Raw genomic sequence first — 13488 nt, forward strand, 5'->3', positions numbered from 1 at the left:
TCAGACTTCTTCGGTGGCTGGCGACTGTTGTCGCTGGCCGCCCCCTCCGCCCGCTCGTCCCGACTCACCGCAAAGCCTTAGCCCAGGCCGTTTTCATGGCAATGTTCCGCAATGCCCCGGTGTTGCTTTCCGATTGATTCATGCGCCGGATCCTGCCCGGCGCGTACCCTACAGTATGCCAGCCCTGCGTGACTGGGCTGGCAAATGCTGCTTCACTGCTGCTTCACTGTGACTCCACGCTCGAGGTCAGCCCTTGAGCGTCTGCTCCAGCACGTGCAACTCGTGGTTGAGCTGCGCGTCCTTGCTGCGTTCGTCGGCGATCTTGCGCACCGCGTGCAGCACGGTGGTGTGATCGCGCCCGCCGAACAGCTCGCCGATTTCCGGCAGGCTTTTCTGCGTGAGTTCCTTGGCCAGGTACATGGCAATCTGGCGGGGCCGCGCGATATTGGCGGGCCGCTTCTTGCTGTACATGTCCGCGACCTTGATGTTGTAGAAATCCGCGCAGGTCTTCTGGATGTTCTCAACCGAGATCTGGCGGTTCTGCACCGTCAACAGGTCCTTCAGCGCTTCACGGGTGACATCGATGGTGATGTCCTTGCCGTGGAAGTTGGAGAAGGCGAGGATCTTGCGCAGCGCGCCTTCCAGCTCGCGCACGTTGGAGCGCAGATGCTTGGCGACGAAGAAGGCGACTTCCTCGGGCACGCTGACGTTCTCGGCGGCGGCTTTCTTCATCAGGATGGCGACGCGCATCTCCAGCTCGGGCGGCTCGATGGCGACCGTGAGGCCGGAGTCGAAGCGCGAGATCAGGCGATCGTCGATGCCGCTGATTTCCTTGGGATACGTATCGCTGGTGATGATCACCTGCGCCCGGTTGGCGATCAGGGCTTCGAAGGCGTAGAAGAACTCTTCCTGCGTGCGGTTCTTGCCGGAGAAGAATTGAATATCGTCGATCAGCAGCAGGTCGAGCGAGTGGTAGTAGCGCTTGAACTCGTCGAAGGCCTTGCGTTGGTACGCCTTGACCACGTCGGAGACGTATTGCTCGGCGTGGATGTAGCGGATGCGCGCGCGCGGGTTCTCCAGCAACATGAAGTTGCCGATGGCGTGGATCAAGTGGGTCTTGCCCAGGCCGACGCCGCCATACAGGTAGAGCGGGTTGTAGGACTTGCCCGGGTTGTTGGCCACCTGGATGGCGGCAGCGCGCGCGAGCTGGTTGGCCTTACCGGTGACGAAGTTGTCGAAGGTGAGGATGTGGTTCAGGCGCGAGCGCTCGTGCACCGAGTCGTTCTGCTGGCCGCCTTGCTGGTTGCCGGGGTGGCCTTGATGACCCGGGTGGCCTGGATGACCTTGATGCGCCTGATGACCTTGGTGGCCTTGGTGACCGGGATGGCCGCCCTGGTTGCCGGGGTGGCCGCCCTGCATGGGTTGCTGCGCCGGTTGCACGCGGTAGGAGCGGGCGCTGGCTTCGGCCGGATCGAGTTGCGGCACGTCGATGTCGACGATCTCGCCACCCATGCCGCCCATATTGGCCTGGCTGGCGTTGCCGGGATAGTTGCCGCCGCCGCCATTGCCGGGGTAGGGCGCTTGCCCGCCGCGCTGGCCGCCGCCTTGGTTCATGGGGCCGTAGCCCTGGCCGCCCTGGCCCGGCTGCATGCCGGGCTGGCCGAAATTCTGCGACAGCGGCTGGCCGGACGGATAGCCGGGGCCGGCGTGCTGCGGCGCCATGCCGGGCTGGCCCGGCTGGCCGGCCTGACCGGGCTGCTGCGGATAGCCGGCAGCGGCCCGACCCGAGGCGGCGGGGTCCAGGACGAAGTGAACGCTGACGTTGGCTTCCCAGTATTCGCAGGCGAGCGCGGTGATGCGGCCCGAAAACTGGCTTTTTACCCAATCGAGCTTGAAGCGGTTGGGCGCGGCGATACGCAGCGCGTGCGCTTCCTCGTCGAAGGCGACAGGCGCCAACGGCTTGATCCAGGTCTTGAACTGTTGCGGCGTCAGTTCGCGCTCGAGTTGCGCGGCTGCTGCCTGCCAGAAATCTTGCATTGTTTTGTTGTTCGGTGTTCGCCACGGTGCATGGACAGTCCGGCCAAATGGACGACAGGCAAGGATCGGTGAGGCATCCCTGCCGGTAGTACGTTCAACCTGAAGGCGATCGCAAAAGCGATCCGCAATTGACCCCGCAGCCCGGGCCCCCATGGTGATCGACGCGACAAGCGGGAGCCGCTGACGAGCGAGGGACGAAATCGCCTCTGCCCGTTGCGCGTCCGTTGTCCGGCATGCCAAGGGTGTTGCCCGGGTTGCGCTTGCGCCACGCAGCCCGTGTGGTGTTTGGACCCGGATTGTACCCCCCGCCCCAAGTTATCCACAAAGGATTTCCGGGTAGCCCAAACGCAGGAAAACCCAGTCTAAACAGAGACTTCGCTCACCCTGGTGGACCCCGGGTTGCACCCCCGCTGAAAAAAAACTTACCCACTGGCGATTGTGGACAATGAAATACAACGGCCTGTTGCGTATTTTTCAGGCAGGGGTGCTCCACTAGGCTCTAATCCTTCTGTAGTCTTGACACGTCGCGCGAAACTCAGTTAAATGGCGGGTTCTGCGATGCCGCAGGGGATCACGTATGCGCATCGCCGGGTCTGACCTGTTCCGTGCAAGACTGGTGCGAATCCTCAGCTTTACCTAAGCTGAAGCGCACCGGAAATAGCTGGATTGGCCGGAACAGGCAGCGGGCCGGGCAGGCTGATGGGGTTGGAACGGATGGGTTGGTTTATGATCCGCTCCGGCACGATTCCCTCCCACAACTGCTTCGCGCGGCGTCGATGTCCGATTCGTCGGTGCCATCGATTCGCGAGATACACGGCCGGCAGCAAGATCACCACAGCAGTCGGCAACACCGCAAACCGCGGCAGCCCCATGCGAACCATACGCGGCGGCGCCCGGCTAAACGCCGGAAGCCGGGCGAGCCCAGATCAACCAGAGAGTGCAACATGAAACGTACATACCAACCTTCCGTTACCCGCCGCAAGCGTACCCATGGTTTCCGCGTGCGCATGAAGACCCGCGGCGGCCGTGCCGTCATCAACGCGCGTCGTTCCAAGGGCCGCAAGCGCCTGGCAGTCTAAGGGCCTGGCGACCGGCCCTGGTGGTGCAGCAGCTTGCGCCGCCCTGGCCACTCGCCTCGCCTTTTGGACGGCCGGTAGCCAGCAGCCAAGCACAGCTTTTCCGCTCGCTTTGCCTAGCGTGACTACCTTTGCCTACCCTAAAGCCGCGAGGCTCACAAAAACGGATGAGTTTTCATCCGTTTTTGCATTGCGCCCGCGCCGCCGCAGCCAGCATTTCGTGCTGTATGTGGGCGAGAACAACCTGCCGCAAGCCCGCCTGGGCGTGGTGGTTGGCAAGAAGTTCGCGGCGCGGGCCGCCGAGCGCAACCTGGTCAAGCGCATGGTGCGGGAACTGTTCCGCCAGCGGCAGGACAAACTCGCGGGCCGCGATGTATTGCTGCGCCTGCAGGCCAAGTTTCCGCGCGCGGAATTTGCCAGCCGCAGCGCGGTACGCCGGGTGTGCCTGGCCGAATTGACCGGCTTGTTCGAGGTTGCGGTGAAACCGCTGGCCCCGCGCCCTGCTGCCCCTTCCGGGGTGTCGCCGCCAACGTCCGCCGAGGCTGCGCCCACGGAAGTCCCGCCCTCGGGCGCTCCCGCTTGTTGACCGCCCCCCAGCCGCTGCCATGAAGCGAATCCTGCTTGCCCTGCTGCGTATCTACAAGATCGCCCTGAGCCCGTTCTTTGGCTCGCAGTGCCGCTTCCTGCCCACCTGTTCCGATTACGCCCGCGAAGCGATCCTGTGCCATGGCGCAGGGCGCGGCAGCTGGCTGGCCGCTTGCCGGCTATGCCGCTGTCATCCGTTCACGGATGGCGGGTATGATCCGGTGCCACCGGCATCGGCAACAAAGCAAGACCGGGGCTACTTCTAAGACCGGACGCAAAGGATTCGACATGAGCACCCAAGCAACACACCAAGGCCTGCTGCGTTTCATCACCGCGGGTTCGGTCGACGATGGCAAGAGCACCCTGATTGGCCGCCTGCTGTATGACAGCAAGGCTGTGCTGTCCGATCAGCTGACCGCGCTGACCAACGCCAAGAACAAGCGTACCGCCGGCGAGCAGATCGATTTCTCGCTGCTGACCGATGGCCTGGAAGCCGAGCGCGAGCAGGGCATCACCATCGACGTGGCTTACCGCTACTTCTCCACCGCGCGCCGCAAGTTCATCATCGCGGACACGCCGGGGCATGAGCAGTACACCCGCAACATGGTGACGGGCGCATCCACCGCGCACGCCGCCATCGTGCTGGTCGACGCCACCCGCGTGACCGTGACCGACGGCCGCGCCGAGCTGCTGGCGCAGACCAAGCGCCACTCGGCCATCCTGAAGCTGCTGGAGCTGCAGCACGTGATCGTGGCCATCAACAAGATGGACCTGGTCGAGTTCAGCGAAGAGCGCTTCAACCAGATCCGCGCCGCCTACACCGAGCTGGCCAGCCAGCTGGGTTTGAAGGATGTGCGCTACGTGCCGGTGTCGGCGCTGCGTGGCGACAATATCGTCAACGCCAGCCAGGCCATGGAGCCCGTTCTTTGGCTCGCAGTGCCGCTTCCTGCCCACCTGTTCCGATTACGCCCGCGAAGCGATCCTGTGCCATGGCGCAGGGCGCGGCAGCTGGCTGGCCGCTTGCCGGCTATGCCGCTGTCATCCGTTCACGGATGGCGGGTATGATCCGGTGCCACCGGCATCGGCAACAAAGCAAGACCGGGCTCGCCCCGCGACTGGCCATCCAGTCACGATCCGGCTACCCCGCCCCTGAATTCCCTCGACCACAGCGAGACATGGATATCAAACGCACCATACTCTGGGTCATCTTCTCGATGGCCCTCGTGCTGCTCTACGACAACTGGCAGCGCGCCAACGGTCACCAGTCGATGTTCTTCCCGAGCGCGACGCAGCAGGCTCCGGCAACCGCAGGCGGCGCTTCGGCCCCGCAAGGCGACGTGCCCAAGGCCAATGCAGCGGCGGGCGCCGCCGCAGACGCCCCGGCGTCCGTGCCGGTCGCCGCGGCCCAGCCCAGCGGCGAGAAGATCGTGGTCAGCACCGACGTGATGCGTGCCCAGATCGATACCGCCGGCGGCATCCTGACGCGCCTGGAACTGCTCAACCACAAAGAGCACGACGGCAAGCCGGTCGTGCTGTTCGAGCGTGACCAGACGCGCACCTATATGGCCCGTTCCGGCCTGATCGGTGGCGACCTGCCCAACCACACCACGGTGTTTACCGCTTCGGCGGGCCCGCGCGACCTGGCTGGCTCGGACAAGGTGGCGATCACGCTGACGGCGGAGAAGGACGGGGTCAAGCTGGACAAGACCTATACCTTCCACAAGGGCAGCTACGTTGTCGACACGAAATTTGCCGTGACCAACGACAGCGGCAAGCCGATCTCGCCGACGCTGTACATGGAACTGACGCGCGACGGCAGCAAGGTCGAGCAGTCGCAGTTCTATAGCACCTTCACCGGCCCGGCCATCTACACCGACGCCGACAAGTACCACAAGATCACCTTCGACGACATCGGCAAGGGCAAGGCTTCGGTCCCCTCCGCCGGTACCAGCGGCTGGGTGGCGATGGTGCAGCATTACTTTGCCTCGGCGTGGATTCCGCAATCGGGCAAGGAGCACAGCTTCTACGTCGAGAAGATCGACAACAACCTGTTCCGCGTGGGCGTGCAGCAGCCGCTGGGCGCGATTGCCCCGGGTGCCACGGTGACCACCGATGCGCGCCTGTTCGCCGGCCCGCAGGAAGAGCGCATGCTCGAGAAGATCACCCCGGGCCTGGAACTGGTGAAGGACTATGGCTGGCTGACCATCCTGGCCAAGCCGCTGTTCTGGCTGCTGGAGAAGCTGCATGGCTTCCTGGGCAACTGGGGCTGGTCGATCATCGGGCTGACCGTGCTGATCAAGCTGGTGTTCTTCCCGCTGTCGGCGGCTAGCTACAAGTCCATGGGCAAGATGAAGGACCTGCAGCCCCGCATGACCGCGATGCGCGAGCGCCACAAGGGCGATCCGCAGAAGATGAACCAGGAGATGATGGCGCTGTACCGCACCGAGAAGGTCAACCCGCTCGGCGGCTGCCTGCCCATCGTGATCCAGATCCCGGTGTTCATCGCGCTGTACTGGGTGCTGCTGTCGTCGGTGGAAATGCGCGGCGCGCCGTGGCTGGGCTGGATCCATGACCTGTCGGTGCCGGATCCGTTCTACATCCTGCCGGTGCTGATGGCCGTGTCGATGTTCGTGCAGACCAAGCTGAACCCGACCCCGCCGGACCCCGTGCAGGCCAAGGTCATGATGATCATGCCGCTGGTGTTCTCGTTCATGTTCTTCTTCTTCCCGGCCGGCCTGGTGATGTACTGGGTGACCAACAACGTCTTGTCGATCGCGCAGCAATGGCAGATCAACCGGATGCTGGGCAAGAGCAAGGCGAAAAACGCCGTGGTGGCCAAGGGCTGAGGTTGATGCCAGGGCCGGTGGGTGATGAACCTGCTGGCGAAAAAAGAGCCCGGTGCATGCACCGGGCTTTTTCTTTGGGGCTAGCCGAATGTGCTCGACGAAGCCGACAAGATGCGCCAGAGCCGTTTGGAATGGCGAAGGTGTTTACTCCCCCTCCTCTCAGGGGGAGAGGGGAGCAAACCAGCGGGCGCTTTTCAATCCAGCCGCTTGCCCGCCGTCTCCCGCACCATCACCAAACCCGCCAGGGACGCTATCCCGCAGCCGATCACATACAAGGCCGGCGCGTTGCGGTTGCCGGTGAGATCGATCAGCCAGGTCGCGAGGAACTGCGCAAACCCGCCGAACACCAGCACGCCGATGCAGTAGACCACCGACAGGCCAGTGGCGCGAATCCGGCGGGGAAAGAGTTCGGTCAGCAGCACCACGGAGGGCACCGTGTTGAAGACCAGCGTCAGCGCCAGCAACGCCACCGCGGCCAGCAGCACCGGCAGCGACGGGTACGCGTTGATCAGCAGGAAGGCTGGGTAGATCAGCACCAGCATTGCCACGCGCGACCACAGGATGGCGGGCTTGCGGCCGACGCGGTCCGACAGGCGGCCGGCATAGGCGCATAGCGCCACTTGGACCAGCGCGGCCAGGCAGCCGGCGCCCATGCCGACCGACAGCGGCAGCTTGAGCACCGTCACCGCGTAGCTGGCCATGTAGTGCAGCACGATGTAGTTGGCGGAGGTGCCGCCGATGGTGATCAGCACGCCAGCCACCACCGCGCGGCCGTGGCCGAGGAATATTTCCGACAGGCCCGCGCGCTCGCTGGCGCCGCCGTGGGTGCCCGCCGTGGCGGACTCGGCGGTCTCATCCAGATGCCGGCGGATATAGAGGCCGACTGGAATCACCAGGATGCCGAGCAGGAAGGGCAGGCGCCAGCCCCAGCTTTCCAGCGCGGCGGCGGGCAGCGCGTTGGTCAGCAGCAGGCCTACCAGCGAGCCGAGCAACACGCTCACACCCTGGCTGAACAACTGCCAGCTGCCGAAGTAGCCGCGCGAGTTGTCGTCGGCGTACTCCATCAGCAGCGCGGTGGATGCGCCCATCTCGCCGCCGATGGCAAAGCCCTGCACCAACCGCGCCAGCACGATCAGCGCCGGCGCGAACAGGCCCACCTGGGCATAGGTGGGCGCCACCACGAACAGCGCGGAGCCCAGCCCCATCATCCACAGCGTCAGCGTCATGGCCGGCTTGCGGCCAACGCGGTCGGCGTACAGGCCGATCAGCACGCCGCCCAGCGGCCGCGCCACAAAGCCCACGCCGAAGGTCGCCAGCGACAGCATCAGTTGCCCGAGCGCGCCTTGCACCGGGAAGTACAGCCGGCCGATCATCACGGCGAAGAAGCTGTAGACGGTGAAGTCGTAGAACTCGAGCCCGTTGCCGATGGTGATGGCGGCGATCGCGCGGCGCGTGGGCGCGGGCAGGGCGGGCGCGAGGGCTAGCGCCTGCGCCGGTGCGGTGGTGGACATGGTCCGGTCTCCTTGAATCGTTATTCGCGTTTTCGTTATTGGTTATTGCCGGGCATGCGCCCGGTCCTGCCCGTGCGCGGCGCGGCTCAGGCCAGGAAGCGCTCGGCCAGCTTGACCCAGTAGGTGGCGCCCAGCGGCAGGCAGGCGTCGTTGAAGTCGTAGCCGGGGTTGTGCACCATGCAACCGCCTTCGCCATCACCGTTGCCGATGATCAGGTAGCAGCCGGGGCGCTGCTCCAGCAGGAAGGCGAAGTCCTCGCTGCCGGTGAGCGGCACCATGTTGTCGATCAGGCCTGCGTCGCCCAGCCATTCGCGCGCCACTTCGCGGGCCAGTTCCGTTTCGGCGGGATGGTTGACCAGCACCGGATAGCGGCGGTCGTAATCGACCTCGGCGCGCGCGCCGAAGCTCTCTGCCTGTGCGTGCGCCAGCGCGGTGATGCGGGTCTGCAGCAGGTCGCGCACCTCGGCCTTGAGCGCGCGCACGGACAGCCGCATCTCGGCGGTGTCGGGAATCACATTGGGCGCCTTGCCGGCCTGGATGGCGCCGACCGTGACGATGGCCATGTCGAGCGGGTTGACGTTGCGGGACACCACGCTTTGCAGCGCCATCACCATGGAGGCGCACACCACCACCGGATCGATCGCCTTGTGCGGCATCGCGCCGTGGCCGCCGCGCCCGCTCACGCGGATGGTGACGGTATCGGACGAGGCCATGAATGGGCCGGGCAGGAAACCGAACTTGCCGACTGGATGGCCGGGCATATTGTGCAAGGCGAACACGGCGTCGCAGGGGAACAGCGTGAACAGGCCGTCGTTCATCATTTCACGGGCGCCGCCCATGCCTTCCTCGGCGGGCTGGAAGATCAGGTGCAGCGTGCCCTTGAAGGGCTTGTGCTCGGCCAGGGTACCTGGCGGCGGCGAGCAGGGTGGCGGTATGGCCGTCGTGCCCGCAGGCGTGCATCTTGCCGTCGAGCTTGCTGGCGTAGGGCAGGCCGGTGGCTTCCTGGATCGGTAGCGCGTCCATGTCGGCGCGCAGGCCCAGCGCGCGGCCCTCGCCGTTGCGCAGCGTGCCAAGCACGCCGGTGCCGCCCAGGCCGCGATGCACCGCGTAGCCCCAGGCCTGCAGGCACTCCGCTACCAGGTCGCTGGTGACGAATTCCTCGAAGCCGAGCTCGGGATGCGAGTGGATGCGGTGGCGCAAGGCCACCATCTCGGCTTCGATGGCGCGGATGCCGGGCAATACAGGGGATTGGGTGGCTTGCAGCATGACGGTCTCCTTGTGGGTGCCGGGTGGCCAACGCCTTGCCGGCGGCGCCCCCGTGGAACAGGAACCGATCATAGGCAGCGTCCAATCGCCGCGGGAAGCCGCAATCTTGTTATCCTGACAACCGTTGGTTGTCCCCACGGCCCGGCCCACACCGCCGCCTATTTCGCGCGAGCCATGAAACTCCATCAATTGCAGGCTTTGGTTGCGGTTGCCGACGCCGGCAGCATCCGTGCCGCCGCGCGCCTGCTGGGCCACTCCCAGGCGGCGGTGACCAAGGCGCTGCGCGAACTGGAAGCGGAGCAGCGGCTGGCTCTGCTGCTGCGCACCGCGGGCGGCGTTGGCTTCACGGAGACGGGGCACCGGCTGCTGGGCCACGCCCGCCTGGTGGTCGGCCAGCTTGACCGCGCCAACGCGGAACTGGCGGAGCTACGCGGCGAGGTGGGCGGGCGGCTGTCGATCGGCGTCACGCCCTGGGTCATGCTGACGTTCTTGTCCGAGGCGATGCTGCATTTCCGGGAGCGCATGCCGGAGGTGCAGCTTGAAGTGTTCGAGGGCCTGACGGCGGTGGCGCTGCCGCGCCTGCGCGAGGGCCTGCTCGATTTTGTGGTGGGCCCGTTCACGCCGACCATGTCGGGCCAGGAGTTCGACTGCGAGCTGCTGCTCGCCTACGACTCCCGCGTGGTGGCCAGCCGCGGCCACCCCTGCGCTGGCAAGACCTCGCTGCATCAGCTGCTGGACCAGGACTGGGTGGTGAACTACACGCCCGCCACCTATCCCGCGATGATGCAGAACCTGTTCTGGCAACACGGCGCCGACATCGAGCCGCGCCATCTGCATCGCGCCCATTCGACCTCGTTGCTGCTGGAGATGGTGCGGCATGCGGGCATGATCACCTATTGCCCGCGGCCGCTGATGTTTACCGACGCGCTGCGCGGCTGGGTGCAGGCGGTGCCGGTGGCCGAGCGCTTCGAAACCAGCCAGCTCGGCATCATCGCGCGCCGCAGCGCGATGCGTGGCGCGGCCGCGCAGTGCTTCGTGGATTGCCTGCTGGCGGTGATCCGGCGGCGCGCCCGTTCCGCTGCGTCGGCGGATCGTGAGTTGTTCGATTTGCTGACGCTGTTGTTCTGAGCCGCCCAGACCCGTGGCTGCCCGTTCTTTGCCGGGCACGCCGCCTCGATGCCGCGGCCGGACGCCGCTCAGGCCAGGTCGAGCACGCTCATGGTGGCGTTGAAGCGGCTGACCAGCACCCGCTCGCCGTGCACGCTGGCGAAGACATCGGCCTCGACCACGATGATCGCGCGGCCGGATTTCAATACGTCGGCGCGGCAGGTCAGGCGATCGCTGCGGGCGGCGCGTAGCAGGTTGATCTTGAATTCGGCGGTGACGACATGGCGCCCGGCATCGAGCATGGTGGTGGCGGCCGCGCCGGCGGTGTGGTCGGCGATGGTGGCTTGCACGCCGGCATGGACGATGCCGCCATGCTGCAGGTGACGGGGCGTGACCAGCAGTTCGCTCTCGCACCAGCCCGGCCCGCAATCCACCAGCCGGATGCCCACGTCCGCGACAAAGGCGGCCTGACGAAAGCCGGCCTCGATGGTGTCCCGCAGCAAAAGCCGTTCTTGTTCGGTGGACATGGCGCTGCTCCTCCTACTAGGGTTAGGTACGGGTCAGGTACGGCTTGGTGATGCTGGATCAGCGCGGCCGGCTGGCGTTGCCAGCACCCATTGCAACCCGAAGCGCTCAGGCTGTCAATGGAGTGCGGCGCAACCGGCACAATCGCCTACACTGGATAGACGTGCCCTGAAACGTGCCATGAACCTGGCCTTCGCAAGATCACGTTGTTCCGGTAGATACGCCAACGCCGATACGCCATGCGCGCTGCCAACCTTCCCATCCAGTTGCACCCTCGCATGGGCGCTATTGACGCCTTCATCGCGCTCGGCGATGCGGGCCTGGTGGCGATTGCCGATCAGCTGGATGCCTTGCACCGGCGCGACCATCCCGATGATGTGCATGCGTTGCGCGTGGCGGTGCGGCATCTGCGCGCCGTGTGCTGGGCATTTGCCCCGGCCTGCCCAAGGCCATCCGCGCGCGCTGGGATGATTGCTTGCGGCGGCTGGCGCAGGCCGCCGGCGATGTGCGCGACTGGGACGTGTTCATCAGCGAGACCTTGCGGCCGGCGCTGGACTTGCAGCCGGAGGATCCGGTGCTGCTGGCGGTGCATGACACCGCGATCACGCGCCGCCACTACGCACGCGCCACCATGCTGGCGCAGCTCACCGAACACCAGCACTGGCCGCTGCCCGTGCTGCACCGCGACCTCACGCACCTGGGCAATGGCGGCGCGCAGCGGGCGGGCCCCGCCGCGCAGGAGCGGCTGGCGGTGTTCGCACGCCGGCGGGTGCGCCGCGCACGCAAGCGCGTGAAGGCGCTGGCGCGCGCCGCGCGCTCGGAAGACCTGACCCGCGTGCATCGCTTTCGCATTGTCAGCAAGCGGCTGCGCTACGTGATCGAGGCCCTGAAGCCGGTACTGGCCAAGCGCTATGCCAAACGCCTGCACGGCAAGCTGGTGAAGCGGCAGGGCAGCCTGGGCGGCCTGATCGACGGCGCGGTGGCACGCCGCCTGATGATGGCGTGCCTGGAAATGCCCGCGGCGGATGCGGTGCGTGCGCCGGGTGCGCCGGGTGCGCCGGAAGCGCCAGGTGCCAAGGTTGCGCCGGATCGATCTGCGACAATATCGCCATGACTGCCACCACCGCCATGACCGCAACCGACTCCCTCCAGCCTCGCACCGCTCACGCCACCCCCATCGCCGCCATTGCCACCGCGCCCGGGCGCGGCGGCATCGGCGTGGTGCGCGTGTCCGGCCCCGATGTGAGCGCGATTGCGCAGGCCGTGTGCGGCCAGGCGCTGAAAGCCCGCCACGCCACCTACCTGCCGTTCCTGGATACGCACGGCAAGGCGATCGACCACGGCCTGGCGCTGTACTTCCCCGCGCCGCACTCATACACCGGCGAAGAGGTGCTGGAGTTGCAGGGCCACGGCGGCCCGGTGGTAATGCAGATGCTGCTGGCGCGCTGCCTGGATGCCGGCCGCGGGATTGGCCTGCGCGTGGCCGAGCCCGGCGAGTTCACGCGCCGCGCCTTCCTGAATGACAAGCTCGACCTGGCCCAGGCGGAAGCCGTGGCCGACCTGATCGAGGCCAGCACCGAAGCCGCCGCGCGCTCGGCCGCGCGCTCCATGGAGGGCGTGTTCTCCGACGCCATCCGCGCGCTGGTGGAGCAGGTGATCCACCTGCGCATGCTGGTGGAAGCCACGCTGGATTTCCCCGAGGAAGAGATCGACTTCCTCGAAGCCTCCAACGCGCGCGGCCAGCTGGCCAATATCCGCGATACGCTGTGCGGCGTGCTGGCGCAAGCCAAGCAAGGCTCGCTGCTGCGCGAGGGCTTGTCAGTGGTACTGGCGGGGCAGCCCAATGTGGGCAAGTCGTCGCTGCTCAACGCGCTGGCCGGCGCGGAGCTCGCCATCGTCACGCCGATCCCCGGCACCACGCGCGACCGCGTGCGCGAGACCATCCAGATCGAAGGCATCCCGCTGCATATCATCGACACCGCCGGCCTGCGCGAAGACGCCACCGACGAAGTCGAGCGCATCGGCATCGAGCGCACCTGGGAAGCCGTGGGCCGCGCCGACCTGGTGCTGCACCTGGTGGACGCGGCCGACTACGTGGAACACGGCCTGTCGGAGATCGACGACGCCATCGACGACCGCCTCTCCGGCCACTTGCCCCCGGGCTCGCCGATCCTGCGCGTGGTCAACAAGATCGACCTGGCGCCCATGGTCGGCGAGCACCACTTCGGCACCGATCGCCCGCACGTGGTAGCCGCCATCGGCCCGAACCCCGCCGAGGTATGGATCTCCGCGCGCACCGGCGCCGGCATCGACCTGCTGCGCGGCCAGCTGCTGCGGCTGGTGGGCTGGCAATCGGGCAACGAAGGCACCTTCCTCGCGCGCGAGCGGCACCTCACCGCGCTGCGCAACGCGCAATCGCACCTGGACCTGGCCGAAGAACGCGCCGCGCAGCAAGCACAGGCGCTGGACCTGTTCGCGGAAGAACTGCGCCTGGCGCAGGACCATCTCAACAGCATCACCGGCGAGTTCAGCAGC

11 protein-coding genes and 3 pseudogenes are annotated in these 13488 nt (G+C 66.4%); 10 read left to right on the forward strand and 4 right to left on the reverse strand.

The window, feature by feature from the left end; translation table 11 throughout:
- Positions 1–246 precede the first annotated feature (246 nt).
- Complete coding sequence (dnaA, locus tag OR16_RS28245) at positions 247–2037, reverse strand: chromosomal replication initiator protein DnaA (RefSeq protein ID WP_006161854.1); 1791 nt, start codon at positions 2035–2037, stop codon at positions 247–249.
- 944 nt (positions 2038–2981) lie between these two features.
- On the opposite strand from dnaA, the gene rpmH reads away from it, so the two are divergent.
- The 6 genes and pseudogenes from rpmH (at position 2982) to yidC (ending at position 6544) form a co-directional block, all read left to right on the forward strand.
- Entirely contained in the window at positions 2982–3116 is a 135-nt protein-coding gene (gene rpmH / locus OR16_RS41935; RefSeq protein WP_006161855.1) for a 50S ribosomal protein L34, read from the forward strand.
- A gap of 118 nt (positions 3117–3234) precedes the next feature.
- On the forward strand, positions 3235–3699 hold the full coding sequence (gene rnpA / locus OR16_RS28250; protein ID WP_085961323.1) for a ribonuclease P protein component: 465 nt from the start codon (positions 3235–3237) through the stop codon (positions 3697–3699).
- 19 nt (positions 3700–3718) lie between these two features.
- On the forward strand, positions 3719–3964 hold the full coding sequence (gene yidD / locus OR16_RS28255; protein ID WP_006161858.1) for a membrane protein insertion efficiency factor YidD: 246 nt from the start codon (positions 3719–3721) through the stop codon (positions 3962–3964).
- 22 nt (positions 3965–3986) lie between these two features.
- Positions 3987–4646, forward strand: a pseudogene (locus OR16_RS28260) (GTP-binding protein); the annotation flags it as partial.
- Entirely contained in the window at positions 4579–4851 is a 273-nt protein-coding gene (gene yidD / locus OR16_RS41940) for a membrane protein insertion efficiency factor YidD (RefSeq protein ID WP_006161862.1), read from the forward strand. The pseudogene OR16_RS28260 and the gene yidD (OR16_RS41940), both read left to right, overlap by 68 nt.
- 22 nt (positions 4852–4873) lie before the next feature.
- Positions 4874–6544, forward strand: a complete 1671-nt coding sequence (yidC, locus tag OR16_RS28265) for a membrane protein insertase YidC (RefSeq protein WP_006161863.1) — start codon at positions 4874–4876, stop codon at positions 6542–6544.
- Between the two features lie 194 nt (positions 6545–6738).
- Here the strand turns inward: yidC and OR16_RS28270 are convergent, their stop codons facing one another.
- On the reverse strand, positions 6739–8055 hold the full coding sequence (locus OR16_RS28270) for an MFS transporter (protein ID WP_006161865.1): 1317 nt from the start codon (positions 8053–8055) through the stop codon (positions 6739–6741).
- 86 nt (positions 8056–8141) lie between these two features.
- A pseudogene (locus tag OR16_RS28275) lies at positions 8142–9321 on the reverse strand (M20 aminoacylase family protein).
- Between the two features lie 174 nt (positions 9322–9495).
- On the opposite strand from OR16_RS28275, the gene OR16_RS28280 reads away from it, so the two are divergent.
- Positions 9496–10449, forward strand: a complete 954-nt coding sequence (locus tag OR16_RS28280) for a LysR family transcriptional regulator (RefSeq protein ID WP_043421465.1) — start codon at positions 9496–9498, stop codon at positions 10447–10449.
- A 68-nt stretch (positions 10450–10517) separates the two neighbouring features.
- Here OR16_RS28280 and OR16_RS28285 read toward each other — a convergent pair whose 3' ends face one another.
- On the reverse strand, positions 10518–10955 hold the full coding sequence (locus OR16_RS28285) for a PaaI family thioesterase (RefSeq protein ID WP_006161869.1): 438 nt from the start codon (positions 10953–10955) through the stop codon (positions 10518–10520).
- Positions 10956–11231: 276 nt separating this feature from the next.
- On the opposite strand from OR16_RS28285, the pseudogene OR16_RS47440 reads away from it, so the two are divergent.
- The 3 genes and pseudogenes from OR16_RS47440 to mnmE form a co-directional block, all read left to right on the forward strand.
- Positions 11232–11324 (forward strand): annotated as a pseudogene (locus OR16_RS47440) (CHAD domain-containing protein); the annotation flags it as partial.
- Positions 11325–11371: 47 nt separating this feature from the next.
- Positions 11372–12067, forward strand: coding sequence for a CHAD domain-containing protein (locus OR16_RS28295; RefSeq protein ID WP_006161873.1), 696 nt, complete (start codon positions 11372–11374; stop codon positions 12065–12067).
- Between the two features lie 14 nt (positions 12068–12081).
- A partial coding sequence (gene mnmE, locus OR16_RS28300) for a tRNA uridine-5-carboxymethylaminomethyl(34) synthesis GTPase MnmE (protein WP_043421482.1) occupies positions 12082–13488 on the forward strand: 1407 nt, incomplete at its 3' end.

Source organism: Cupriavidus basilensis OR16 (genome assembly GCF_000243095.1).
In the GTDB taxonomy this organism is placed as follows: Bacteria; Pseudomonadota; Gammaproteobacteria; order Burkholderiales; family Burkholderiaceae; genus Cupriavidus; species Cupriavidus basilensis_D.